Origin of the sequence: Azospirillum agricola (assembly GCF_020005195.1) — a bacterium.
Lineage (GTDB): Bacteria > Pseudomonadota > Alphaproteobacteria > Azospirillales > Azospirillaceae > Azospirillum > Azospirillum agricola.
In genome coordinates this window covers 658,326-681,928 of record NZ_JAIFZR010000005.1, presented here as the reverse complement: position 1 = coordinate 681,928, position 23,603 = coordinate 658,326, and the positions used below count along the sequence as shown (strand labels likewise).

The 23,603-nt window shown below is 68.8% G+C and carries 23 protein-coding genes; 14 read left to right on the top strand and 9 right to left on the bottom strand.

The window, feature by feature from the left end:
* Positions 1-127 precede the first annotated feature (127 nt).
* Complete coding sequence (locus tag JN22_RS18155) at positions 128-340, top strand: DUF1127 domain-containing protein (protein ID WP_085555292.1); 213 nt, start codon at positions 128-130, stop codon at positions 338-340.
* Between the two features lie 188 nt (positions 341-528).
* Here JN22_RS18155 and JN22_RS18150 read toward each other — a convergent pair whose 3' ends face one another.
* Positions 529-1,665 carry a type III PLP-dependent enzyme gene (locus JN22_RS18150; RefSeq protein ID WP_085555291.1) on the bottom strand — a complete coding sequence of 379 codons (1,137 nt, stop codon included), beginning with the start codon at positions 1,663-1,665 and terminating at the stop codon, positions 529-531.
* A gap of 440 nt (positions 1,666-2,105) precedes the next feature.
* Between JN22_RS18150 and JN22_RS18145 the strand changes: the two genes are divergently transcribed.
* Positions 2,106-2,657: an MgtC/SapB family protein gene (locus JN22_RS18145; RefSeq protein ID WP_085555290.1), complete on the top strand. Its 552-nt coding sequence runs from the start codon at positions 2,106-2,108 to the stop codon at positions 2,655-2,657.
* On the opposite strand, the gene JN22_RS18140 is transcribed toward JN22_RS18145, so the two are convergent.
* Complete coding sequence (locus JN22_RS18140; RefSeq protein ID WP_085555289.1) at positions 2,623-3,825, bottom strand: multidrug effflux MFS transporter; 1,203 nt, start codon at positions 3,823-3,825, stop codon at positions 2,623-2,625. The genes JN22_RS18145 and JN22_RS18140 overlap by 35 nt on opposite strands.
* An 81-nt stretch (positions 3,826-3,906) precedes the next feature.
* Positions 3,907-4,674: a M48 family metallopeptidase gene (locus JN22_RS18135; RefSeq protein WP_085555288.1), complete on the bottom strand. Its 768-nt coding sequence runs from the start codon at positions 4,672-4,674 to the stop codon at positions 3,907-3,909.
* Positions 4,675-4,895: 221 nt separating this feature from the next.
* On the opposite strand from JN22_RS18135, the gene JN22_RS18130 reads away from it, so the two are divergent.
* From JN22_RS18130 to JN22_RS18090, 9 genes are all read left to right on the top strand, one after another.
* On the top strand, positions 4,896-6,425 hold the full coding sequence (locus tag JN22_RS18130; RefSeq protein ID WP_085555287.1) for an ATP-binding protein: 1,530 nt from the start codon (positions 4,896-4,898) through the stop codon (positions 6,423-6,425).
* A gap of 426 nt (positions 6,426-6,851) precedes the next feature.
* A complete protein-coding gene (ugpB, locus tag JN22_RS18125) occupies positions 6,852-8,192 on the top strand; it encodes a sn-glycerol-3-phosphate ABC transporter substrate-binding protein UgpB (RefSeq protein WP_085555286.1) in 1,341 nt (446 codons plus the stop codon).
* 220 nt (positions 8,193-8,412) lie between these two features.
* On the top strand, positions 8,413-9,297 hold the full coding sequence (gene ugpA, locus JN22_RS18120) for a sn-glycerol-3-phosphate ABC transporter permease UgpA (RefSeq protein ID WP_085555285.1): 885 nt from the start codon (positions 8,413-8,415) through the stop codon (positions 9,295-9,297).
* The gene (gene ugpE, locus JN22_RS18115) at positions 9,294-10,157 is read left to right on the top strand and encodes a sn-glycerol-3-phosphate ABC transporter permease UgpE (protein ID WP_085555284.1); all 864 of its coding nucleotides are present in this window, start codon (positions 9,294-9,296) and stop codon (positions 10,155-10,157) included. Before ugpA ends, ugpE begins: the two co-directional genes overlap by 4 nt.
* Positions 10,158-10,159: 2 nt before the next feature.
* Positions 10,160-11,242, top strand: a complete 1,083-nt coding sequence (locus tag JN22_RS18110; RefSeq protein ID WP_085555283.1) for a sn-glycerol-3-phosphate import ATP-binding protein UgpC — start codon at positions 10,160-10,162, stop codon at positions 11,240-11,242.
* An 88-nt stretch (positions 11,243-11,330) separates the two neighbouring features.
* A complete protein-coding gene (gene gstA, locus JN22_RS18105; protein WP_085555282.1) occupies positions 11,331-11,936 on the top strand; it encodes a glutathione transferase GstA in 606 nt (201 codons plus the stop codon).
* Positions 11,937-12,026: 90 nt separating this feature from the next.
* On the top strand, positions 12,027-13,046 hold the full coding sequence (locus tag JN22_RS18100) for an NAD(P)H-dependent glycerol-3-phosphate dehydrogenase (RefSeq protein WP_085555281.1): 1,020 nt from the start codon (positions 12,027-12,029) through the stop codon (positions 13,044-13,046).
* 97 nt (positions 13,047-13,143) lie between these two features.
* Positions 13,144-13,428: a YciI family protein gene (locus JN22_RS18095; protein ID WP_085555280.1), complete on the top strand. Its 285-nt coding sequence runs from the start codon at positions 13,144-13,146 to the stop codon at positions 13,426-13,428.
* A 17-nt stretch (positions 13,429-13,445) separates the two neighbouring features.
* The gene (locus JN22_RS18090) at positions 13,446-13,859 is read left to right on the top strand and encodes an EVE domain-containing protein (RefSeq protein WP_085555279.1); all 414 of its coding nucleotides are present in this window, start codon (positions 13,446-13,448) and stop codon (positions 13,857-13,859) included.
* Positions 13,860-13,949: 90 nt separating this feature from the next.
* On the opposite strand, the gene JN22_RS18085 is transcribed toward JN22_RS18090, so the two are convergent.
* Positions 13,950-14,198, bottom strand: coding sequence for a hypothetical protein (locus tag JN22_RS18085; RefSeq protein ID WP_143268353.1), 249 nt, complete (start codon positions 14,196-14,198; stop codon positions 13,950-13,952).
* A gap of 369 nt (positions 14,199-14,567) precedes the next feature.
* Between JN22_RS18085 and acs the strand changes: the two genes are divergently transcribed.
* A complete protein-coding gene (acs, locus tag JN22_RS18080) occupies positions 14,568-16,508 on the top strand; it encodes an acetate--CoA ligase (protein WP_143268352.1) in 1,941 nt (646 codons plus the stop codon).
* Between the two features lie 85 nt (positions 16,509-16,593).
* Here the strand turns inward: acs and JN22_RS18075 are convergent, their stop codons facing one another.
* Together JN22_RS18075 and JN22_RS18070 are read right to left on the bottom strand one after the other, a co-directional pair.
* The gene (locus JN22_RS18075; protein ID WP_085555277.1) at positions 16,594-16,956 is read right to left on the bottom strand and encodes a DUF1304 domain-containing protein; all 363 of its coding nucleotides are present in this window, start codon (positions 16,954-16,956) and stop codon (positions 16,594-16,596) included.
* A 96-nt stretch (positions 16,957-17,052) separates the two neighbouring features.
* Entirely contained in the window at positions 17,053-17,259 is a 207-nt protein-coding gene (locus JN22_RS18070; RefSeq protein WP_085555276.1) for a DUF6494 family protein, read from the bottom strand.
* A 992-nt stretch (positions 17,260-18,251) separates the two neighbouring features.
* Here JN22_RS18070 and gltX point away from each other — a divergent pair.
* Together gltX and cysS are read left to right on the top strand one after the other, a co-directional pair.
* Positions 18,252-19,595: a glutamate--tRNA ligase gene (gene gltX, locus JN22_RS18065; RefSeq protein ID WP_085555275.1), complete on the top strand. Its 1,344-nt coding sequence runs from the start codon at positions 18,252-18,254 to the stop codon at positions 19,593-19,595.
* A 58-nt stretch (positions 19,596-19,653) separates the two neighbouring features.
* Positions 19,654-21,033 carry a cysteine--tRNA ligase gene (gene cysS, locus JN22_RS18060; RefSeq protein WP_085555274.1) on the top strand — a complete coding sequence of 460 codons (1,380 nt, stop codon included), beginning with the start codon at positions 19,654-19,656 and terminating at the stop codon, positions 21,031-21,033.
* A gap of 127 nt (positions 21,034-21,160) precedes the next feature.
* Here cysS and JN22_RS18055 read toward each other — a convergent pair whose 3' ends face one another.
* The 3 genes from JN22_RS18055 to JN22_RS18045 form a co-directional block, all read right to left on the bottom strand.
* Complete coding sequence (locus JN22_RS18055) at positions 21,161-21,304, bottom strand: hypothetical protein (protein WP_179166182.1); 144 nt, start codon at positions 21,302-21,304, stop codon at positions 21,161-21,163.
* 81 nt (positions 21,305-21,385) lie between these two features.
* Complete coding sequence (locus JN22_RS18050) at positions 21,386-22,888, bottom strand: tripartite tricarboxylate transporter permease (RefSeq protein ID WP_085555273.1); 1,503 nt, start codon at positions 22,886-22,888, stop codon at positions 21,386-21,388.
* Positions 22,885-23,319: a tripartite tricarboxylate transporter TctB family protein gene (locus JN22_RS18045; RefSeq protein ID WP_223677779.1), complete on the bottom strand. Its 435-nt coding sequence runs from the start codon at positions 23,317-23,319 to the stop codon at positions 22,885-22,887. Before JN22_RS18045 ends, JN22_RS18050 begins: the two co-directional genes overlap by 4 nt.
* Between the last annotated feature and the right edge of the window lie 284 nt (positions 23,320-23,603).

Here is a 23,603-nt window from a genome sequence, read left to right as displayed (position 1 = left end):
AAGCGGGCATGTTGCCGAAGGGGGTGGCAATGAGCCTCGAAACGGCGTAATTATCTTTCCACACACAGAGGACGTGATCGCCTCGCCGGCGAACCCCTCGTAAAACAAGACAATAGGAATCACCATCATGGCAACCCTCCTGCATTCGGCCGATGCCGGCCGCGGCACCCTGTCCTTCGCCCATATCGTCGAAAGCGCCTCCAACATGTTCGGCCTGTGGCGCCAGCGCATCGTGACCCGCCGCGAGCTCGGCCGTCTCGACGAGCGCATGCTCCAGGACATCGGCTTCAGCCGTCTGGACGCCGACCAGGAAATGTCCAAGCCGTTCTGGCGCGAATGAGCGCCCCGGACGACAGGGCAGACGACAAAAAGGGCCGCTCCCGATCGGGATGCGGCCCTTTTTCATTGTCCGGACGCTGCTTTGTCTTGCCAGCTGTTCCCCAGGGGCCCTTCGATCCGCCGGCCGGGATGGACGGCCGACGGATCGCCGGACGCTGAACAGCGGCGGGGCCGAAGCCCCGCGCGGCCTCAGATGCAGTAATGCTTGAGCGGCTCGAAGCCGTTGAAGCAGACGGCCGAATAGGTCGTCGTGTAGGCGCCGGTGGCGTGGATGCGCACGCGGTCGCCGGCCTTCAGGTCCATCGGCATCGGGTAGTCGGCGCGCTCGTACAGCACGTCGGCCGAGTCGCAGGTCGGACCGGCCAGGATCACGCCCTCGCGCTCGCCCGTCAGGTCGTCGCCCAGCACCTCGATCGGGTACTGGATGGCCTCGTCCATCGTCTCGGCGAGGCCGCCGAACTTGCCGATGTCGAGATAGACCCAGCGCTTGGTGTCCTCGGCCGACTTGCGCGACACCAGGACGACCTCGCTCTCGATCACGCCGGCGCTGCCGACCATGCCGCGGCCGGGCTCGACGATGGTTTCCGGCAGGTGGTTGCCGAAGTGGGTGCGCAGCGAGTCGAAGATCGCCTGGCCGTAGGCGGTGCATTCCGGCACGTCGGTGCGGTAGCGGGTCGGGAAGCCGCCGCCCAGGTTGATCATGCCGAGGTCGACGCCGAGGATCTCAAGCTCGCGGAACAGCTGCGCCACCTGGAAGATGGCGTGGTCCCACTGCATCAGGTCCTTCTGCTGCGAGCCGACGTGGAACGACACGCCGTAGGGCTGGACGTTCATGTCGCGGGCCTTCAGCAACAGCGCGCGGGCCATCGGCAGATCGCAGCCGAACTTGCGCGACAGCGGCCATTCGGCGCCCTCGCCCGAGGTCAGGATGCGGCAGAAGACGCGGGCGCCGGGGGCGGCGCGCTCGATCTTCTCCAGCTCCGGCTCGCTGTCGAAGGCGAACAGGCGGACGCCCAGCTCGAAGGCGCGGCGGATGTCGCCCTCCTTCTTGATGGTGTTGCCGAAGGAGATGCGCTCGGGCGTGGCGCCGGCGGCCAGCGCCATCTGGATTTCCGGGACCGAGGCGCAGTCGAAGGCCGAGCCGAGGCGCGCCAGCAGCGACAGGATCTCCGCGGCCGGGTTGGCCTTCACCGCGTAGAAGATGCGGGCGTCGGGCAGCGCATCGTGCAGGTCGTTGTAGTTCTGCTCGACGACGTCGAGGTCGACGACGAGGCACGGGGTCTGCGGGCGCTGCTCATCGAAAAAGCGCGCGATCTTCTGGTTCATCTCAGTCTCCTGGGACGCAAGATGATGGATAGGATAAGGCGGAGTCGGGGGATCGGAGCGGCCTAACGCTCAGCGGACCAGCAGCGGTTCTTGCTGGTCAGGCGTAAAGGCCGCCGATACTGGATTGCCCCGTACAGGACCCTGTCCTGTCGGTTTGCACCAGAAGTCTGGAAAATCGGAGACGGACGAGCACGGGCTCGCCCACAACAACATGAACCATCGTAACCTCCAAGACGCCGCCTTGTTTAAGGGACGGTCGGGGATCACGCGTTACGTCGTTGCATAACCACATCTCGGGAAATCGAGGGGCGGGCCAGCGGCACGTGCGCTTGCGAGTTCGCGTTACATAGATCCAACGAACGCGGATTCAAAGTGAAAAATGCGACGCGCCCCAAAAAAGTGGCAGGTCACCGGAGTGTCACAAAAACCGGAGCGTTTTCATGGGCTTGACCGATGTTTTGACGCTGGAGGAGATCGGGTTGCGGCTGCTGGCGGCGGCCTTCTGCGGGGCTTTGCTCGGGCTGGACCGCGAGATGCGGGGCAAGGCGGCGGGGTTGCGCACGCACACGTTGATCGCCATCAGCTCCGCCGTCACCACGCTGGTGGCGCTGGAGTTCTACAGCGGGCTCGCCGCGCCGGGCGACGAGGGGCGGAGCGACCCGGTCCGCGTCATCCAGGGGGTGGCGCAGGCGGTCGGATTCATCAGCGCCGGCGTCATGTTCCGCTCGGGCGACAGCGTGCGCGGGGCGACCACGGCGGCGGTGATCTGGGTGGCGGGGTCGCTCGGCATCGCCTGCGGCGCCGGCTACTACATGCTGGCCGGGATGGGGCTCGGGCTGTGCCTGGCGGTGACGATCGTCTTCTCCCTGCTGCTGGGCTGGTTCCCCGACATGGACAAGGAGAGCCACCGCGACGGCGGCCGCGCCTGGAACCGGGCCCGCAGCCGCGATGGCCGGGTCAGGCGGATCGCCTCGCCGCGTCCGCGGGACTGACCAGCAGCCGGTGCGCCGTCACCGCGCCCAGCCCGACGGCGGCGATGGCGCCCATCATCGGCAGCTGGGTGCCGTCGTGCAGGTGGCCGACCCCGATGCCGACGATGGCGGCGATGGTCATCTGGGCGAATCCCAGCAGCGAGGAGGCCAGCCCGGCCATGGTCGGGTAGGGGCCGACCGCGTTGGCGGTGGCGTTGGGCAGGGTCAGCCCGGCCCCCAGGATGAAGAGGAAGACCGGCGCCAGGATGGCCGCGAGGTGCAGGACGTCGGCCAGCGCCAGCGCGCCGCCCACCAGCCCGCCGACGAGCGACACCGCCGTGCCGATGCGCACCATCCGCGGCCCGCCGAGCCGGCCGGTCAGCCGCCCGGCCAGGAAGGAGCCGGCCATGTAGCCGAGCACCGCCGTGCCGAAGCTCATGCCGTATTCGGCGGGCGACAAATGCAGCCGCCCGATCAGCACGAAGGAGGAGCCGGAGATGAAGGCGAAGATGCCGCTGTAGGAGCAGGCGACCACCAGCACATGGCCGACGAAGGCCCGGTTGCGCAGCAGAAGGGCGTAGTTGGCGAGCAGCCGTCCGGGTTGCAGCGCCTCCTCGTCGCGGTGGGTGTTGGTCTCGGCCAGCAGGCTCCAGACGGCGGCGAGGATGAGGGTCGCGAAGCCGGCGAGCAGCACGAAGTTGGCGCGCCAGCCGAACAGCTCGGTCACCACGCCGCCGAGGATCGGCCCGACCGCCGGGGCGAGCGCCATCGCCATCGCCATGTAGGCGAGCACGGTGGCCGCCCGGTCGCGCCCGAACACGTCGCGCACCACCGCGCGCGCCACCACCGGGCCGCAGCAGGCGCCGAGCGCCTGGAAGAAGCGGGCGGCGATCAGCCCGTGGATGTCATTGGTCAGGGCGCAGGCGGCGCTGGCGACCAGATAGATGACGATCCCGACCAGCAGCGTCGGCCGCCGCCCGAAGCGGTCGGACATCGGCCCGTAGACGAGCTGCGACACCGCGAAGCCGACCAGGAACACCGACAGCGTGAGCTGCACCGTGGCGATGTCGGTGTCGAGCAGCCGCACCAATGTCGGCAGCGACGGCAGGTAGAGGTCGGTGGACAACGGGCCGAAGGCGACCAGCGCCGTCAGCAGGACGCGGATGACGAGCGAATCGGGACGTGGCATGGGCGGGAATCGGGCCGGCAGCGGAAGCGCGGCCGCACTCTATCAGACGAAACCATTCCGCGCGGGAAAAAGCGCGCGTCCTCAGCCGTAGCGCAGCAGGCGCGTGCCGTTGGCCTTCAGCCAGGCGCGCGGCGTCTCCACCCCGGCGGCCCCCATCCCTGTGGTGAGGCTGGCGCACAGCGCCCAGAAGCGGGCGGAATGGTTCATTTCGCGCAGATGGGCCACCTCGTGGGCGACGACGTAATCCAGAACCGGCTCCGGCGTCAGGATCAGCCGCCAGGAGAAGGACAGCCGGCCGGTGGAGGAGCAGCTTCCCCAGCGGCTCTTGGTGTCGCGCACGGTGACGGCGGCCACCCGCGCGCCGATGGTCGCGGCCTTCTCCCGCGCGCGGGTGGCCAGTTCGCGGCGCGCCTCGTTGACCAGGAAGTCGCGGACGCGGCGGGCGACGTGCCCGGCCTGCCCGCCGACCAGCAGGACGCCGTCCTCGATCCGGGTCGCGCCGCGCAGCTCGGGGGTGTGGCGGATCGCGTGCTCGGCCCCGAGATAGGGGATCGAGGCGCCGTCCTCGAAGGGCAGCGAGGGCGGCAGGGCGGCGATGCGCGCGCGCAGCCAGCCGTCGTGGCGGCCGATGAAATGGCGGGCGTCGGTCTCCGACACGCCGACCGGGATCACCACCTGGACCAGCCCGCGTCCGGGATCGACCCGCAGCGTCATCCGGGTGGCCCGGGCGCTCTCGCGCAGTTCCAGCGGCACCGGCAGCCCGACGACCTCCAAGGCGCGAGGCGGCTTGGGCTTCTGGGCGGCGGAGCGCTTCGGTCGGCGCGGCGGGGCGGGGCGGCGGGACACCATGCGTCCTTATAGCCCGCCCGCCCGGAGACGCCAATCTCCACACCGATTCGTCATGGCCAAGCCTATGCCCCTGCCGGACGGCCTATAGGGTTCGTGCCAATTTTCTCCCATGGGGTCGACTCAGGTCGGATTTGACACGATCGATCGAGGGACAAGATAAAGGAGTGGTACTGCCACCGTTCTTCTTCCACCGTTCCAAAATCCTCACCGAGTATACAGCCATGCCTCTGAACGGAAGCCATACGACGAAACGCGAGGATTGGCTGGACGCGCTGCTGTCGGCGAACGGGGCGCCGCACGCGCTGCTCGACGCGCAGGGACGGCTTCTGGTGGTGAACCGGGCCTTCGCGGCGGCGCTCGGCCAGCAGCCGGAGGAGGTCGAGGGCAAGACCCTGGCCCAGGCCGGGGTGCCGGCGGCGCTCGCCCAGCTCGTCGAGGGGCAGCGGCGGCGGGTGGCGGTGACCGGGGCCTCGGCGACGGTGGCCGGCGTGCTGCCGACGGGCGCGCTGACGCTGACGGCGGTGCGCGACGCCGACGGCACGGTGACCGGCGTGGCCGCCATCGGCGACGCCGACGCCGCGAGGCTGGCGGCGGCGCAGGAGGAGGCGGCCCGCGCCCGCGCCGACGCCGAGCGGGCGCGCACGGCCAAGGGCAAGTTCCTGTCGGCGGCGAGCCACGACCTGCGCCAGCCCTTCCAGGCGATGCACCTGTTCCATCACCTGCTGATGATGCGGCTGACCGACCCGGCCAGCGTCGAGCTGGGCAACAAGCTGGAACAGTCGATCATCGGCGGCGAGACGCTGCTGCGCGCCCTGCTCGACGTCTCGGCGCTGGAGGCCGGTCTGGTCGTGCCGCAGCCGCGCGGCTTCCCCGTCGACGAGACGCTGGGCCAGATGCTGGAGGAGTTCGGGCCGGAGGCCGAGGCCAAGGGGCTGCGCTTCAACGTCCGCCCGGCCGGGGTCGAGATCACCAGCGACCCGACCCTGCTGGAGCGGCTGCTGCGCCCGATCCTGTCCAACGCCATCCGCTACACCGAGAGCGGCGGGGTGCTGCTGGCGGCGCGGCGCCGGAAGGACCGGCTGCTGATCGAGGTGTGGGACACCGGCATCGGCATCGACCCGGCCAACCACGCGGCGATCTTCGAGGACTTCCACCAGCTCGGCAACCCGGGGCGCGACCGCAAGCAGGGGCTCGGGCTGGGGCTGGCCATCGTGCGGCGGCTGGCGGAGGCGCTCGGCCACCCGGTGACGCTGCGCTCCAGGCCGGGGCGCGGCTCGGTCTTCGTGGTGGAGGTGCCGCTGGCCGACGCCGGCACCGACGTGGACGATCCGGGCGCCGACGACGCGGCGGACGGGGACTCGGCCGAGACCGGCACCGTGCTGGTGATCGAGGACGACGCCATGCAGCTTGAGGGCATCGGGCTGCTGCTGCGCGGCTGGGGATACGACGTGATTCCGGTGCGCGGCATCGACGAGGCGGTCGCCGGGCTGGATGCGGCGGCGCCGCCGGATCTCGTGCTGTCCGACCTGCGCCTGTCCGGGCCGGAAACCGGCATCGACGCCATCCAGGCGGTGCGCGCCCGCTGCGGGCGGCGGGTGCCGGGGGTGATCGTCACCGGCGACACCGATCCGGACCGGCTGCGCAGCGTCGACCGTTCGGGTCTGCGCCTGCTCCACAAGCCGTGCGACCCGGCGCTGCTGAAGTCGCTGCTGGCGCGCACCCTGACCGCCGGGCGCCGTCCGGTGATGTGAGGGCGGCCCGTGGGCAACGCGGTGTTTCATGCGTGAAAAGCCTCTTCCCCCCGAGGAGAGAGGCTTTTCAAGACGACTTATCAGCCTGGGTTCATTGGCCCGCGTATCTCAGACGGCTGATTGACAGGATGCCCCCCGCGCGCGCAGGCTTCCCTTAACGGGAACCAGAAGGTCCCGAGCAAGAGCGTTGGGGAGGTTTCCGTCATGCCGCATCGGCCGTGCGCTGCCGATTCGTTCGCCCATCCCTGTGCCTTTTCCAGCCTCGCGCCGCCCGGCGGCGGGGCCGTCGCCGTTGGCATGGCGTGAGTGGGCGAGCATCCCCGTATGCGGTTGCCACGGAAACTTCACCAAACCGTCGCGGGACGGCAACCCGCAAGCCTCATCCAGACAACCACGAAACTCAATCGTGACAGGGAGATCCACCGCATGTTGACCCGCCGCACGCTCGGCCTCGCGACCGCCGCCCTCGCTCTTGCGGCCGGCCTGTCCTCGGGCGCCGCCCTCGCGCAGCAGAAGACCGTCGTGGAGTTCTGGCACGGGCTGCCGCAGCCGCTCGGCGGCCAGCTCGAAGACGTCGTGAAGGGCTTCAACGCCAGCCAGGACAAGGTCCAGGTCAACCCCTCCTTCAAGGGCAGCTACCCGGAGACGATGCAGGCCGCCATCGCCGCCTTCCGCGCCGGCAACGCGCCGCACATCGTGCAGATGTTCGAGGTCGGCACCGCGACCATGCTGGCCGCCGGACCGGCGGTGAAGCCGGTCCACCAGCTGATGCAGGAGACGGGCGCGTCGCTCGACCCCAAGGCCTACATCCCGGCGGTCAGCGGCTACTACTCGTCCAAGGACGGGAAGATGATGGCGCTGCCGTTCAACAGCTCCACCAACATCATGTTCTACAACAAGGACGCCTTCCAGAAGGCGGGCCTCGACCCGAACAAGGCGCCGGCGACCTGGCCGGAGCTGATCGAGGCGGCGAAGACGCTGAAGGTCGCCGGGATCGCCTGCCCCTTCACCACCTCCTGGCCGACCTGGGCGCAGTTCGAGCAGCTCGGCGCCATCCACGACACGCCCTTCGCCTCGCAGGCCAACGGCTTCGGCGGGCTGAACGCCGAGCTGAAGATCAACGCGCCGCTCTACGTCAAGCATGTCCAGACGCTGGTCGACATGCAGAAGGAGGGCACCTTCCGCTACGGCGGCCGCGACAACAAGCCGGACGGCCTGTTCCCGTCGGGCGAATGCGCGATCATCCACGCCTCGTCGGGCCTGCGCAGCCGCATCGCCAAGGAGGCGACCTTCGCCTGGGGCGCCGCCCCGCTGCCCTACTGGCCGGACCAGATCAAGGGCGAGCCGAAGAACGGCATCATCGGCGGCGCCGCCTTCTGGGTGATGACCTCGCCCAAGCGGACCCCGGCCGAGTACAAGGCGGTGTCGGAGTTCTTCACCTACCTCGCCAAGCCGGAGATCGACGCCAAGTGGCACATGGACACCGGCTACGTCCCGGTGACCTTCAAGGGCTTCGAACTGGCCAAGGCCGAGGGCTTCTACGAGAAGAACCCCGGCGCCGACGTGCCGGCGAAGCAGCTCACCCGCACGCCGACGACCGAGAACACGATGGGGCTGCGGCTCGGCAACCTGCCGGAGATCCGCAACATCATCCAGGAGGAGCTTGAGAAGGCCTTCCAGGGCCAGCCGGTCCAGCAGTCGCTCGACGCCGCCGTCCAGCGTGGCAACGTGGTGCTGCGCAACTTCGAGCGCGCCAACAAGAACTGAGAATGGCGTGTCTGCTTCCCCGTTCCGGTCATGCCGGGGCGGGGTCTTTTCCAGACACAGATAAACACAGATTTTTAATGAACACAGATTTATTAGATCATCGATTCTGTTTTTTTATGAGCATCAGTGAAAGAGAATGGCTGGTATTTATAATATTGTTCATCTGTGTCTATCTGTGTTCATCTGTGTAAAATAGAAAAATCTTGAACGAGGCCCGCCCTTGCAGCGTCGCGTGATCTTCGGAAACAAGCTTCTGCCCTATCTGCTGCTGGCGCCGCAGGTGGCGGTGACGCTGATCTTCTTCATCTGGCCGGCGGCCCAGGCGATCTGGCAGTCGGTCCATATCCAGGACGCCTTCGGCCTGCGCAGCGAGTTCGTCTGGTTCGAGAATTTCGAGGTCATCCTGCGTGACCCGAACTACGTCGAGACGCTGAAGACCACCGCGATCTTCAGCGTCTCGGTCACGGTCCTGTCGCTCGGCGTGGCGCTGCTGCTGGCGGTGCTGGCCGATTCGAAGATCAAGGGGGCGCGTGCCTACAAGACGCTGCTGATCTGGCCCTACGCGCTGGCGCCGGCCGTCGCCGCCGTGCTGTGGATGTTCATCTTCAACCCGGAGATCGGCTCGCTCGGCCAACTGCTCAACCGGCTGGGGCTCGACTGGGACTACCGGCTGAACGGCACCCAGGCGATGATCATGGTCATCCTGGCGGCGAGTTGGAAGCAGGTCGCCTACAACTTCATCTTCTTCCTGGCCGGGCTCCAGGCCATCCCGCGCTCGGTGATGGAGGCGGCCAGCATCGACGGCGCCGGGCCGGTGCGGCGCTTCTGGACCATCACCTTCCCGCTGCTGTCGCCGACCACCTTCTTCCTGCTGGTGGTCGACATGGTCTACGCCTTCTTCGAGACCTTCGGCACCATCCACGCCCTGACCCACGGCGGCCCCGGCAAGGCGACCGAGACGCTGATCTTCCGCGTCTACCAGGACGGCGTGGTCAACAACGACCTCGGCGCCTCCTCGGCCCAATCGGTGATCCTGATGGTCATCGTCATCGCGCTGACCGCGGTGCAGTTCCGCTTCGTCGAGCGCAAGGTGCATTACGCATGACCCCATCCCACAGCAGCGGACGCCGGCTGATCGACCTCGTGCCCCACGTCGTGCTGATCGTCGGCGTTCTGATCTTCGCCTTCCCGATCTACGTGACGCTGATCGGCTCGACCTGGGATTCGGCCACCATCGGGCGCGGCAACCTGCCGCTGACCCCGGGCGGCGAGGCCTTCAACAACTATTCCCAGGCCTGGAGCGAGAGCCACGGCGCCCGCGCCTCCTACACCCCGGTGCGGGTGATGGTGCTGAACAGCCTGGTGATGGCGCTGACCATCGCGCTGGGCAAGATCGCCATCTCGATCCTCTCCGCCTACGCGGTGGCCTTCTTTCGTTTCCCCTTCCGCATGGCCTTCTTCTGGATGATCTTCATCACGCTGATGCTGCCGGTGGAGGTGCGGATCATCCCGACCTACAAGGTGGTCGCCGACCTCGGGCTGATCGACAGCTACGCCGGGCTGACCATCCCGCTGATCGCGTCGGCCACCGCGACGCTGCTGTTCCGCCAGTTCTTCCTGACCATCCCGGACGAGCTGGTGGAGGCCGCCCGGATCGACGGGGCGGGGGCGCTGCGCTTCTTCCTCGACGTCGTGCTGCCGCTGTCGAAGACCAACATCGCGGCGCTGTTCGTCATCCTCTTCATCTATGGCTGGAACCAGTATCTCTGGCCGCTGCTGATCACCAACAGCGCGGACATGGAGACCATCGTCATCGGCATCACCAAGATGATCGGCACCGGCGAGGCCGCCAACGACTGGAACCTGATCATGGCGACGACCGTGCTGGCGATGCTGCCTCCGGTCGCCGTGGTGGTCTTCATGCAGCGCTGGTTCGTCAAGGGCCTCGTGGACAGCGAGAAATAGCAATGGCAACCGTAGACATCCGAAACGTCCGCAAGTCCTATGGCCCGGTCGAGGCGATCAAGGGCATCGACGTCGCCGTCCAGGACGGCGAGTTCCTCGTCCTGCTCGGCCCCAGCGGCTGCGGGAAATCCACCCTGCTGCGCATGGTCGCCGGGCTGGAGGGCATCACCGGCGGCGAGATCGCCATCGGCGGCCGCGTCGTCAACGGGCTCGACCCCAAGGACCGCGACATCGCCATGGTGTTCCAGAACTACGCGCTCTACCCGCACATGAGCGTCTTCGACAACATGGCCTACGGCCTGAAGATCCGCGGCATCCCCAAGCCGGAGATCCAGAGCCGCGTCGCCAGGGCCGCCGAGATCCTGGAACTCGGCCGCTTCCTCGACCGCCGGCCGAGCCAGCTTTCCGGCGGCCAGCGCCAGCGCGTCGCCATGGGCCGCGCCATCGTGCGCGAGCCCTCGGCCTTCCTGTTCGACGAGCCGCTGTCCAACCTCGACGCCAAGCTGCGCACCCAGATGCGCGTCGAGATCAAGCGGTTGCAGGACCGGCTCGGCATCACCAGCCTCTACGTCACCCACGACCAGGTGGAGGCGATGACGCTGGCCGACCGCATCCTGGTGATGAACCACGGCGTCGCCGAGCAGATCGGCACGCCGCTGGAGGTCTACCAGCGCCCGGCCAGCCTGTTCGTCGCCGGCTTCATCGGCTCGCCGCCGATGAACGTGCTGGACGGCCGCATCGACGCGGAGGGGGTGGGCATCGCCATGCCGGGCGGCGCCCGGCTGCCGCTCGCCGCCCCGCGGGTCGCCGACGCCGGCCGCGCCGTCAAGCTCGGCATCCGGCCCGAGCATCTGGCGTTGGCGGCGGCCGATGCCCCCGGCGCCTCGTCGATCCTGGTGGAGCTGGTGGAGGCGCTGGGCGCCGACACCGTGGTCTATGGCCGCCTGCCCGACGGCGAGTCGCTGGTCGTCCGCATGGCCGGCCTGCCGGCCTGCCGCGAGGGCGACCGCCTGACGGTGGCGCCGCAGCCGGGCGCGCTGCACCTGTTCGACGCCGCCGGCGGGCGCCGTCTGGCCGAGGCCTGAGGGGGGGAGCGCGACGGGGGCTGGCCTGGAGGCGCGGAGCGCGCTACCTCTGGGGTTCTGAGCCCCTCACCCACACGGGACCCTGGACATGAAGCTCTATTACAAGCCCGGCGCCTGCTCCCTCTCGCCCCACATCGTGCTGCGCGAGGCCGGATTGCCCTTCGATCTGGTGAAGGTCGATCTGGCGAAGAAGGTGCTGGAGGACGGCAGCGACTTCCTCGCCGTCAACCCCAAGGGACAGGTGCCGACGCTGGCCTTGGGCGACGGCGGCATCCTCACCGAAGGGCCGGTGATCGTGCAGTACGTCGCCGACAAGGCGCCCGGAAGCGGCCTGATCCCGGCGGCCGGGACCATCGCGCGCTACCGCGTGCAGGAATGGCTGAACTTCGTGTCGAGCGAACTGCACAAGACCTTCAGCCCGCTGTTCCGCCCGAACACCCCGGACGCCTACAAGGAGATCGTCAAGCAGACGCTGGCCGCCAAGTTCGGCGTGCTCGACCGCCAGCTCGACGGCAAGCCCTTCCTGACCGGCGAGGCGTTCACGGTGGCCGACGTCTACGCCTTCGTCGTGCTGGGCTGGGCGCCGCGCGTCGGGATCGATCTGGCGTCCTGGCCGAATCTGGCCGCCTTCGTGGAGCGTGTCGCCGCCCGCCCGGCGGTCAAGGAGGCCCTGGCGGCCGAAGCGCAGGGCTGATGAACAGCCCCTCTCCCCTTGTGGGAGAGGGGCGTCGCCCGCTCCCCCCACCCGCCACCCGACCGACCTTATCCCGAAGGACAGTCTTCCATGACGACCCCCGCTCTCCCCCCCATCCACCGCATCGGCGTCGTCGGCGGCGGCGCCTGGGGCACCGCCCTGGCGCTGGCGTCCCTGCGCGCCGGGCGCGAGGCGCTGCTGTGGGCGCGCGAGCCGGCGGTGGTCGAGGCGATGACGCGACAGCGCGAGAACCGCGACTACCTGCCCGGCGTGCCGCTGCCGGCCGAGCTGGCGGTGACCGGCGATCTCGCCGAGGCCGGCGCCTGCGACGCGCTGCTGCTGGTGTCGCCCGCCCAGCACGCCCGCGCGGTCTGCGCCCGGCTGGCCCCGCTGCTGCGGCCCGGCGTGCCGGTGATCGTCTGCGCCAAGGGCATCGAGCTGGACAGCTTCGCGCTGATGAGCGAGGCGGTGGCGGCGGCGCTGCCGGCCGGGACGCCGGTGGCGATCCTTTCCGGCCCGACCTTCGCGGCGGAGGTCGCGCGCGGGCTGCCGACGGCGGTGACGCTGGCCTGCGACGACGCGCAACTCGGCGCCGCCCTGGTCGCGGCGCTGGGCAGCCGCACCTTCCGGCCCTACCGTTCGGACGACGTCGTCGGCTCGCAGATCGGCGGGGCGGTGAAGAATGTGCTGGCCATCGCCTGCGGCGTGGTCGAGGGCCGCCGGCTGGGCGACAACGCGCGGGCGGCGCTGATCACGCGGGGGCTGGCCGAGATCACCCGGCTGGCGCTGGCGCTCGGCGGGCGGGCCGAGACGCTGATGGGGCTGTCGGGGCTGGGCGACCTGACGCTGACCTGCTCCAGCCTGCAATCGCGCAACATGTCGCTGGGGGCGGCGCTGGGCGAGGGCAGGGCGCTGGCCGACATCCTGGCGGAGCGTCGCTCGGTGGCGGAGGGCGTCTACACCGCCGCCGCCGTGGTCGGGCTGGCCGGGCGGCTGGGGGTCGACATGCCGATCTGCGCCGCGGTGGACGCCATCCTCAACCGGGGCGCCGGGCTGGACGAGACCATCGACGGGCTGCTGGCGCGGCCCTTCCGTGGCGAGGGCGTCTGACATCCCGCCGGAGCGTCGGGCACGGCCTCGGCTGACGCTTTTCCCCGGTCGCCGCCTGCGCTAGGCTCGCGCCCGACCGAACGGGAGGAGTTCCTCGATGCTGTACATGTTCCATTGCACCGACAAGGCGGGCGCCGCCGACATCCGCGCGTCCAACCGCGCCGCCCACCTGGAGTATCTGGAGGCCAACGCGGCGCGCCTGTTCGCCGCCGGCCCGCTGCTGTCCGACGACGGCCAGGGCATGGTCGGCAGCCTGCTGATCCTCGACTGCGCCGACGCCGCCGAGGCGCGGGCCTTCGCCGACAACGACCCCTACGCCAAGGCTGGCCTCTTCGACAGCGTGGTGATCCGGCCCTGGCGCCGCGTCTACCCGAAGGCCTGAGCGGGAGTGCCCCGGTGATGGCCCATTGGCTGCTGAAGTCGGAACCGTTCAAATATTCGTGGGACCGCATGGTTGCCGACGGGCGCACCCATTGGGACGGCGTGCGCAACCACCAGGCGGCGAACAACCTGAAGGCCATGCGGGTCGGCGACCACGCCTTCTTCTACCACTCCAACGAGGGGCTGGAGGTGGTCGGCGTGGTGGAGATCGCCCGCACCTACTACCCCGACCCCAGCGACCCGGCGGGCCGTTTTGGCATGGTCGACGTCGCCCCGGTGAAGGCGGTGAAGGTGCCGGTCACGCTGAAGCAGATGAAGGCCGACCCGCTGTTGCAGAACATGGCGCTGGTGCGCCAGTCGCGGCTGTCGGTGTGCCCGGTCGCCGACGACGAGTGGGCGCGGGTCTGCGAGCTGGCCGGGATCGATCCGTAAGGGCTCGGCGCGGAAACGGCCGCTTTTCGGCATCGTCCGTCATGACCGGGCTTGTCCCGGTCATGACGCGCCGCAAAGATCGGAAGGGCGTTATTCCGCGGCTTCGTGGAGGACCGCCCGGAAGTCGCGGGTGGCCTGGAGCATCCGGCGGGCCAGTTCGCGCACCTCGTCGGCGGCTCCGGCGGCGGTCAGGCCGGGCAGGGGCTTGACGCCGTCGGCGTGTGCCGTGCGCAGCGTCGCGTCGATCACCATCAGGCTGGTCCGGTCACCGATCTGCGTCAGCCGGGCGGTGACGTCGGCGCTGTCGGTGTTGGCGTCCGTGCTGGTGGTGCTGGACATCGGAAATCCCTGCCGCCCGTGATCGTTGCCGTCCTGCGGCAATCTACCGCTCCGACGGTTAATGGCCGGTTAAGCATAGGCGCCGCCGTTGCAGCGCCGCCATGAGATGGCTTGGCGCAAGAGGCGCGGCATCGCGCCGCATTGACGAATCCGCCGGGTGACGTCGGGGAACCCCAAGACTTCGAGAATAATAAGTCTCCCCCGTTGTAATACGCGACACAATCCTCCTTTGGTCGGGGGGGCTGCGGGGCCGTTCTGCTTGTTCGTCCCGCAACTTATGTGGATAATGCCGGCCAACACGGGCGGCAGGCCCGCCGCCCTCCAACATCTTCCGGTCCAATCGGAAGCAGCACGGGGGAATCGCGCAGCATGACCGACAACAGCTTCTTTCCGGTAAAGCCCGAGATCGCGGCGGCCGCGCATGTCGATGAGGCCGCTTATGCCCGCATGTACGAGCAGTCGGTCAAGGACCCCGAAGCCTTCTGGGGCGAGCAGGGCAAGCGCCTGGACTGGATCAAGCCCTACAGCAAGGTGAAGGACGTCGATTACAACGGCGACGTCCACATCCGCTGGTTCTACGACGGCACGCTGAACGTGTCGGCCAACTGCATCGACCGCCACCTCGCCACCCGCGGCGACCAGACGGCCATCCTGTTCGAGGGCGACGACCCCGGCGTCTCCAAGGCGATCACCTACAAGGAGCTGCACGAGCAGGTCTGCCGCCTCGCCAACGTCCTGAAGAAGAACGGCGTCAAGAAGGGCGACCGCGTCACCATCTACCTGCCGATGATCCCGGAGGCGGCCTACGCGATGCTGGCCTGCACCCGCGTCGGCGCCATCCACTCCATCGTGTTCGGCGGCTTCTCGCCGGACAGCCTGAAGGACCGCATCGTCGACTGCGACAGCCACTTCGTCATCACCTCCGACGAGGGCCTGCGCGGCGGCCGCAAGGTGCCGCTGAAGGCCAACGCCGACAAGGCGGTGGCGGCGGCCGGTTGCGTCAAGCATGTGCTGGTCGTCAAGCACACCGGCGGCAACGTCGCCTGGACCGAGGGCCGCGACCTCTGGTACCACGAGGAGACCGCCTCGGTGTCCGCCGACTGCCCGCCGGAGGAGATGAGCGCGGAGGATCCGCTGTTCATCCTCTACACCTCGGGCTCGACCGGCAAGCCGAAGGGCGTGCTGCACACCACCGGCGGCTATCTGGTCTACGCGTCGATGACGCACCAGTATGTCTTCGACTACAAGGACGGCGACGTCTACTGGTGCACGGCCGACGTGGGCTGGGTCACCGGCCACAGCTACATCGTCTACGGGCCGCTCGCCAACGGCGCCACCACGCTGATGTTCGAAGGCATCCCGACCTACCCGGACGTCTCGCGCTTCTGGCAGGTCATCGACAAGCACAAGGTCAACATCTTCTACACCGCCCCCACCGCCATCCGCTCGCTGATGCGCGAGGGCGAGGGCCCGGTGAAGAAGACGTCGCGCGCAAGCTTGCGCGTGCTGGGGTCGGTCGGCGAGCCGATCAACCCGGAAGCCTGGCTGTGGTACTACAACGTGGTCGGCGACGCCCGCTGCCCGATCGTCGACACTTGGTGGCAGACCGAGACCGGCGGCATCCTGATCTCCCCGCTGGTCGGCGCCATCGGCCAGAAGCCGGGTTCGGCGACCAAGCCCTTCTTCGGCGTCCAGCCGGTCGTCGTGGACAACGAGGGCGTGGTGCTGGAGGGCGAGACCGAAGGCAACCTCTGCATCGCCGACAGCTGGCCGGGCCAGATGCGCACGGTCTTCGGCGACCATGAGCGCTTCGTCCAGACCTACTTCTCGACCTTCCCGGGCAAGTACTTCACCGGCGACGGCTGCCGCCGCGACGCCGACGGCTACTACTGGATCACCGGCCGCGTCGACGACGTCATCAACGTGTCGGGCCACCGCATGGGCACGGCCGAGGTCGAAAGCGCGCTGGTCGCCCACCCGAAGGTCGCCGAGGCCGCCGTCGTCGGCTACCCGCACGACCTGAAGGGCCAGGGCATCTACGCCTACGTGACGCTCAACGCCGGCGAGGAGCCGACCGAGGAGCTGCGCAAGGAGCTGGTCGCCTGGGTCCGCAAGGAGATCGGCCCGATCGCCTCACCCGACCTGATCCAGTGGGCGCCCGGCCTGCCGAAGACCCGCTCCGGCAAGATCATGCGCCGCATCCTGCGCAAGATCGCCGCCAACGAGCACGACAGCCTGGGCGACACCTCGACGCTGGCCGATCCGGGCGTCGTGACCGACCTGATCGACAACCGCATGAACAACGCCTGACCGGGCGTCGCGCACGCGGAGCATCGTGACCACGACCGGGGGCCTCAGGGCCCCCGGTTTCGTTTTCGCGGGGATGGGCTGGTGCCTAGGCCAGCCAGAGGGCGGCGAGGGCCAGCGCCGCCGGCAGCGCCTGGATCACGAGAATCCGCCGGCTGACCGACCAGCCGCCATAGGCGCCGGCGACGACGACGCAGGCCAGGAAGAAGCTCTTGATGTGCAGGGCGGGCGCCGGGTCGGGATAGACCAGCCCCCACAGCAGCCCGGCGGCCAGGAAACCGTTGTAGAGCCCCTGGTTGGCCGCCAGAACGGCCGACGCCCGCGCCTTCTCCAGCGATTGCCGGAAGGTCCGCAGCCCGAGCGGCTTGGTCCACAGGACCATCTCCAGCACCAGGAACCAGACATGCAGCAGCGCCACCAGCGCCACCAGCGTGTTCGCCGCCACGGCCATACCCCGCCCCTTTCCCGTTGAAACCATTCGTCGCGCGAACAGAATCCGGCGGGGCGGCCTTGCGGTCAAGGCCAGGCTTCGCGGGGGTGGAGCGGGCTATTCCAGCGCGATCTCGCCCTTGATCTCGTGGACGACGCCCAGCCCCTCGATGGTCAGCACCATGCGGGCCGACAGGGTTTCGCCGCCCTTCAACCGCCCGGCGGCCAGCGCCTCCTCCACGGCCTTCTCGATCTCGCGCTGCGAGGTGACGCCGACCAGCTTGAGGAATTTGCGGATTTCGATGTTGAAGGTGTCCTGGTTCATGACGGCCTCTCCGGTGGGATGCGGTGGGCAGGGGGACCAAAGGGGGTCGGGGCACAAAAAAGCCCGCCCCTTGGGGAAGGGGCGAGCGGAGCCAGGATGGTTGGTGCAGGAAAAACAGACGGCGGTCCGGTTGGTTCCCCTGACGCTCCGAAAAAATCGCCTTTCGGGCTTCAAGCTTTCGGGCTTCAAGCTTTCGGGCTTCGGGGCGCCCCCGAAAGAAAACCCGCCGGCGGGGTGCAGCATGGCAGGGGAGGTACCCCGCCGCGGGCCGGCGCGTGACCGACCGCTCGGCAACGACCGGTCCGGACGGCGGAGGACGGACACCTCCGATCGTCCAAACCGATCCGCGGCGAGGCGGGGGAACGGTAACGGCGTGGAAGGCAAGGCGCTATTGGGGGAATGCCTGATCCCCGCCCCGCGATCCCGTGCCGCCGGAGCGATCAGGACGCCAGGAACGACGCGTAGGCAAAAACACCGAGGAACATGCTCAAGGCCAGCATCCGTGTCATGTCATCCTCCCGCCGTCCGATCGTCCGGCGCGTTCACCCTTCCGTTTCCCGGAAGGGAAGGAATTGGGGGCAAGTTTTGGGAAAGCGCCGCTTGTCTCTCACCAGTTGATGCTCGATGCCGCAAAGATCAGAGCCGACAGCGAGATCGAAAGCACCGAAACCTTCTCCTGTGAACTCCAGGATTGCCAGTCGCGCCGCAAGGATATGAGAAGGCATTGCATGGTCTGTCTCCATGGTCTTGAAGGATGGGTCCGTGCGGCGTGGCGCGGCCTGCCTGAAGGTTTATTCATTTTCAGGGGTGGGATAAATTATCAATATCAGACCACATTGTTCCTTTAATACGAACAATGCTGTGACGTCCGCCGCATGGCGCCGGGCCGGCGATCCCTCCGCGCGGCTTCCGGATAATGGCGCCGCGTGCTAGGACTCGGCCCCGAATCGTTCCATCCCGCCGTTCCATCCGCAAGCGAGCCGATCCGTCCCATGTCCACCGCCGTCCGTTTCGCCCCCAGCCCGACCGGCCGCATCCATGTCGGCAACGTCCGTCTGGCGCTCGTGAACTGGCTGTTCGCGCGCAAGACCGGCGGCAGCTTCCTGTTCCGGCTCGACGACACGGACGAGGAGCGCTCGACCCAGGAGTTCGCCGACGGCATCGCCCGGGATCTGACGTGGCTGGGCCTGACCTGGGACCGCTTCGCCCGCGAGAGCGACCGCTACCCGCGTTACGACGAGGCCGCCGCCGCGCTGAAGGCAGCAGGCCGCCTCTACCCCTGCTACGAGACGCCGGAGGAGCTGAGCCTCAAGCGCGCCAGCCTGGTGTCGCAGGGCCGCCCGCCGATCTACGACCGCGCCGCCCTGCGGCTGAGCGACGCCGACCGCGCCCGGCTGGAGGGCGAGGGGCGCAGGCCGCACTGGCGCTTCCAGCTGGCCCCGACGCCGGTCGAATGGACCGACCTCGTGCGCGGTCCGGTCAGGTTCGAGGGCACGGCGCTGAGCGACCCGGTGCTGATCCGCGAGGACGGGCGGCCGCTCTACACCCTGACCAGCGTGGTGGACGACGCCGACTTCGCCATCACCCACATCATCCGCGGCGAGGACCATGTCGCCAACACGGCGGTGCAGATCCAGATCTTCGAAGCGCTGGGGGCCTCCGTGCCGGCCTTCGCCCATCTGCCGCTGCTGACCGACGCGGCTGGGCAGGGGCTGTCGAAGCGGCTGGGCAGCCTGTCGATCGGCAGCCTGCGCGACGACGACGGCATCGAGCCGATGGCGCTGTCGAGCCTGCTCGCCAAGCTCGGCACGTCGGACCCCATCGAGGCGCGGCTGACGCTCGACGAGCTGGTGGCCGAGTTCGACCTGTCCAAGGTGTCGCGCGCCACGCCGAAGTTCGATCCGGAGGATCTGGCCCGGCTGAACGCCCGCATCCTGCACCTGACGCCCTTCGAGCGGGTGGCGGAGCGGCTGGAGGCGATGGGGCTGGCCGGCGCCGACGCCGCCTTCTGGGACGCGGTGCGTCCGAACCTCGCCCGGCTGGAGGACGCGCGGGAGTGGTGGGCGGTGACCCACGCCCCGGTGACCCCGCTGGTCGAGGACGCAGCCTTCCTGGAGCAGGCCGCGACCCTGCTGCCCGCCGAGCCCTGGGACCTCGCCACCTGGGGCGCCTGGACCGGCGCCGTGAAGGGGGCGACGGGTCGGAAGGGGAAGGAGCTGTTCCTTCCTCTGCGCCGGGCGCTGACCGGCCGCGACCATGGACCGGAGTTGAAGAACCTGCTACCCCTGATCGGACGCGCGCGCGCCCTTCGCCGCCTTGGCGGCGAAGCCGCCTGAACGCCGGTTTGTGGCGAGACCGCCTGATCCCGTTTTCCTTTTTTCGGAGACCTGAACCGTGCCGCTGGACCTCTACAACACGCTGACTCGCCGCAAGGAGCGCTTCGAGCCGCTTCGCCCGGACCATGTCGGCATGTATGTGTGTGGTCCCACCGTCTACGACACGGCGCACATCGGCAACGCCCGCCCGGTGGTGGTCTTCGACTTGCTGTTCCGGCTGCTGACCCGGCTCTACCCGTCGGTGACCTACGTCCGCAACATCACCGACGTGGACGACAAGATCATCGACCGCTCGCGCGACAGCGGCGAGCCGATCGAAACGCTGACGCGGCGCACCACCGACCTGTTCCACGCCGACATGGACGCACTGAACGCGCTGCGCCCGACCATCGAGCCGCGCGCGACGCACCACATCACCCACATGATCGCGCTGATCGCCACCCTGATCGAGCGCGGCAACGCCTACGCGGCGGAAGGGCATGTGCTGTTCTCGGTGCCGTCGATGCCCAGCTACGGGCAGCTCTCCCGCCGCTCGCTCGACGACATGATCGCCGGCGCGCGGGTCGAGGTGGCGCCCTACAAGCGCGACGCCTCCGACTTCGTGCTGTGGAAGCCGAGCGCGGACGACCAGCCGGGCTGGGACAGCCCGTGGGGCCGTGGCCGGCCGGGCTGGCACATCGAATGCTCGGCCATGGCCAAGGAGCATCTCGGCGTCACCTTCGACATCCACGGCGGCGGGCTCGACCTGATCTTCCCGCACCATGAGAACGAGATCGCCCAGAGCCGCTGCGCCCACGGCACCGACCATCTCGCCCGCACCTGGGTCCACAACGGTTTCGTGACCGTCGAGGGCGAGAAGATGTCGAAGTCGCTCGGCAACTTCTTCACCGTCCACGAGCTGCTCGACGAGTTCCCCGGCGAGGCGATCCGCCTGACGCTGATGAGCGCCCAGTACCGCCAGCCGCTCGACTTCACCCGCGAGGGCATCCGCCACGCCAAGGGCACGCTCGACCGCTGGTACCAGGCGCTGCGCGGCGGACCGGAGCCGCTGGCCTCCGACCTGCCCTTCGACGTGCTGGCGGCGCTGGAGGACGACCTGAACACGCCGCTGGCGATCGCGCACCTGCACGAGCTGGCGACGGCGGTGAACAAGGCGCAGAGCGACGCGGAGCGGGCGGCGGCCAAGGGCGCGCTGCTGGCAGCCGGCGCGCAGCTCGGCCTGTTGCAGCAGGACCCGGAGGCGTGGTTCCGCTGGGCGCCGGCGGGCGGCGGACAGGCCGGCCTGACCGACGCGGCGGTCGACCAGCTCATCGCCGACCGCAAGGCGGCGCGCGCGGCGAAGAACTTCGCCGAGGCCGACCGCATCCGCAAGGAGCTGGCCGACCAGGGCATCATCCTGGAGGACGGCCCGCAGGGCACGAGCTGGAAGCGGGCGTAAAGACGCTTGCCTCCGCAGGTGCTGGGGCGGGGCGATGTCGCCCAAAGCGCCTCTTGACCCGGACGCGGGATGGGGCAATATCGGGGATGGACGTGCCGGGGCCGTAATCCCCGGCACGTCCGCCCGATCAGCGGTTCAGGTAATCAAGGAACGCCTTGACCACCTGCAACAGCAGGATCAGGAGAGCGAGGATCTCTTTCATCCTCCGCGCCTCCCAGTGAGCGGCGGCGGTGGCGGCCCGTCCGCCACCGCGTCCGCGCCGCCAATCCACCAGATCCCACGGTTGTGTGCAAGGGGCGGCGCTGACGCGCCGGTTGGTTGCGTCAACGCCGCCTGAACGCTTTTTGGAGAGCTACTCCTTGAAGGCGACCTCGCGCTGGCGGCGGAAGGCCGGCAGCAGGATCAGCGCCAGCAGGATGGCGGCCACCGTCAGCAGCCCGGCGCTGATCGGCCGCGTCGCGAAGACGGTCAGGTCGCCCTGCGACAGCAGCATGGCGCGGCCGAGATTCTCCTCCAGCAGCGGGCCGAGAACGAATCCCAGCAGCAGCGGCGCCGGCTCGCAGTCCAGCTTGCGCAGGACATAGCCGAACACCCCGAAGCCGGCCATCATCATCACGTCGAAGACGTCGTTCTTCAGGCTGTAGGTGCCGATGCAGCAGAAGACCAGGATCGCCGGGAACAGGTAGGCGTAGGGCACCCGCAGCAGCCGCACCCACAGCCCGATCAGCGGCAGGTTGAGGACGACCAGCATGACGTTGCCGACGAACATGCTGGCGACCATGCCCCAGAACAGGTCGGGCTGCTTGGTCATGATCTGCGGGCCGGGCGTGATGCCGTGGATCATCATCGCCCCGATCATCAGCGCCATCACCGCGTTGGACGGGATGCCGAGGCTGAGCATCGGGATGAAGCTGGCCTGCGCGCCGGCGTTGTTCGCCGCCTCCGGCCCGGCGACGCCCTGGATGGCGCCGTGGCCGAAGCGGCCGGGATCACGGGCGACCTTCTTCTCCAGCGCGTAGGCGGCGAAGGCGCTCAGCGTGGCGCCGCCGCCCGGCAGGATGCCGAGCACGGTGCCGAGCGCCGTGCCGCGCACGGCGGCCGGCCATGCCTCGCGGAAGTCCTTCAAGTCCGGCCACAGGCGGGAGATCGGCGCCGGGGACACGCCGCGCCCCTCCGTCTCCTCCAGGTTGAGGATGATCTCGGCCAGCCCGAACAGCCCCATCGCCAGCGGCACGAAGTCGATCCCGTCATAGAGCTGCGGGATGTCAAAGGTGAAGCGCATCTGGCCGGAATTGACGTCGGTGCCGACCATCGACAGCAGCAGGCCGATCAGGATCATGGCGATGGCCTTGACCACCGAGCCATGCGCCAGGATCACCGCGCCGATCAGGCCGACGACCATCAGCGCGACATACTCCGCCGGGCCGAAGGCCAGCGCGACGCCGGCCAGCGGCGGACCGGCCACCGCGATGGCCAGCGTGGCGACCACCCCGGCGAACAGCGAGGCGAGCGCCGCCGTGGCCAGCGCCACCCCGGCGCGGCCCTGGCGCGCCATGGCGTTGCCGTCCAGACAGGTCATGACCGAGGAGGATTCGCCCGGCAGCTTCACCAGGATCGCGGTGGTCGATCCGCCATACTGGGCGCCGTAGAAGATGCCGGCCAGCATGATCAGGGCGCCGACCGGCGGCAGGTAGAAGGTGATGGGCAGCAGCAGCGCCACCGTCGCCACCGGCCCGATGCCGGGCAGGACCCCGATCAGCGTGCCGATCAGCGTGCCCAGGAAGCAGTAGAGCAGGTTCATCGGCATCAGCGAGACGCCGAGGCCGAGCCACAGATTCGCGAAGACGTCCGTCATGGCCAGATCTGGAGCGGCAAGCCCAGCCCCCAGGAGAAGATGGCGACGCAGCCGGTGGCGAGGCCGGCCCACAGCGCGGTGAAGGGGGCGGGGCGCAGCGGACGCCCGGCGAAGCCGCCGATGCCGATCAGCGCCAGGATGGCCAGCACCAGACCCAGCCGGTCGAGCAGCGCCGCGAAGGCCAGCACCGCCGCGGTGATGGCGAGCGAGGGGCGCCACGCCCAGCCGAGCACCGACGGCCCGTCGGCGGTCACGGCGCGCATCATGGTCGCCAGCCCCATCATCAGAAGCAGGAAGCAGACGAGGCGTGGAAAGAAGCCGGCCTGCATCATCGCCAGGGTGCCGACGTCCCAGTCCCGCGCCAGCCAGAAGCCGCCGAGCGCGATCGCGCTCAGCAGAAGGCCGGCCGCGAGATCCTGTGGCGATCTCAAGGAGTGTGTCATTGGAAGGGTGTGTCCCGCTTTCTCTCGCACGCGAAGGCAGGGGCGAAACGGTGCGGCGAATGCCGTGTCGGTGGCCGCAGTGCCGGCGCCCCGTTCTCTCGGTTGTATTATCTGCGGTCTATGAGATTCAGTCGAGTGTGTTTTTGATGATTCATCATGCCAGTGGCGAGTTCATTAGATAAAAATATTGAAAAATAATTTGTTGTTGATGGTCTCAACCTCCTTCCAAGACGTCGCAGTCAAGCTTATGCGCGTGACTTGACGGGCGGCCT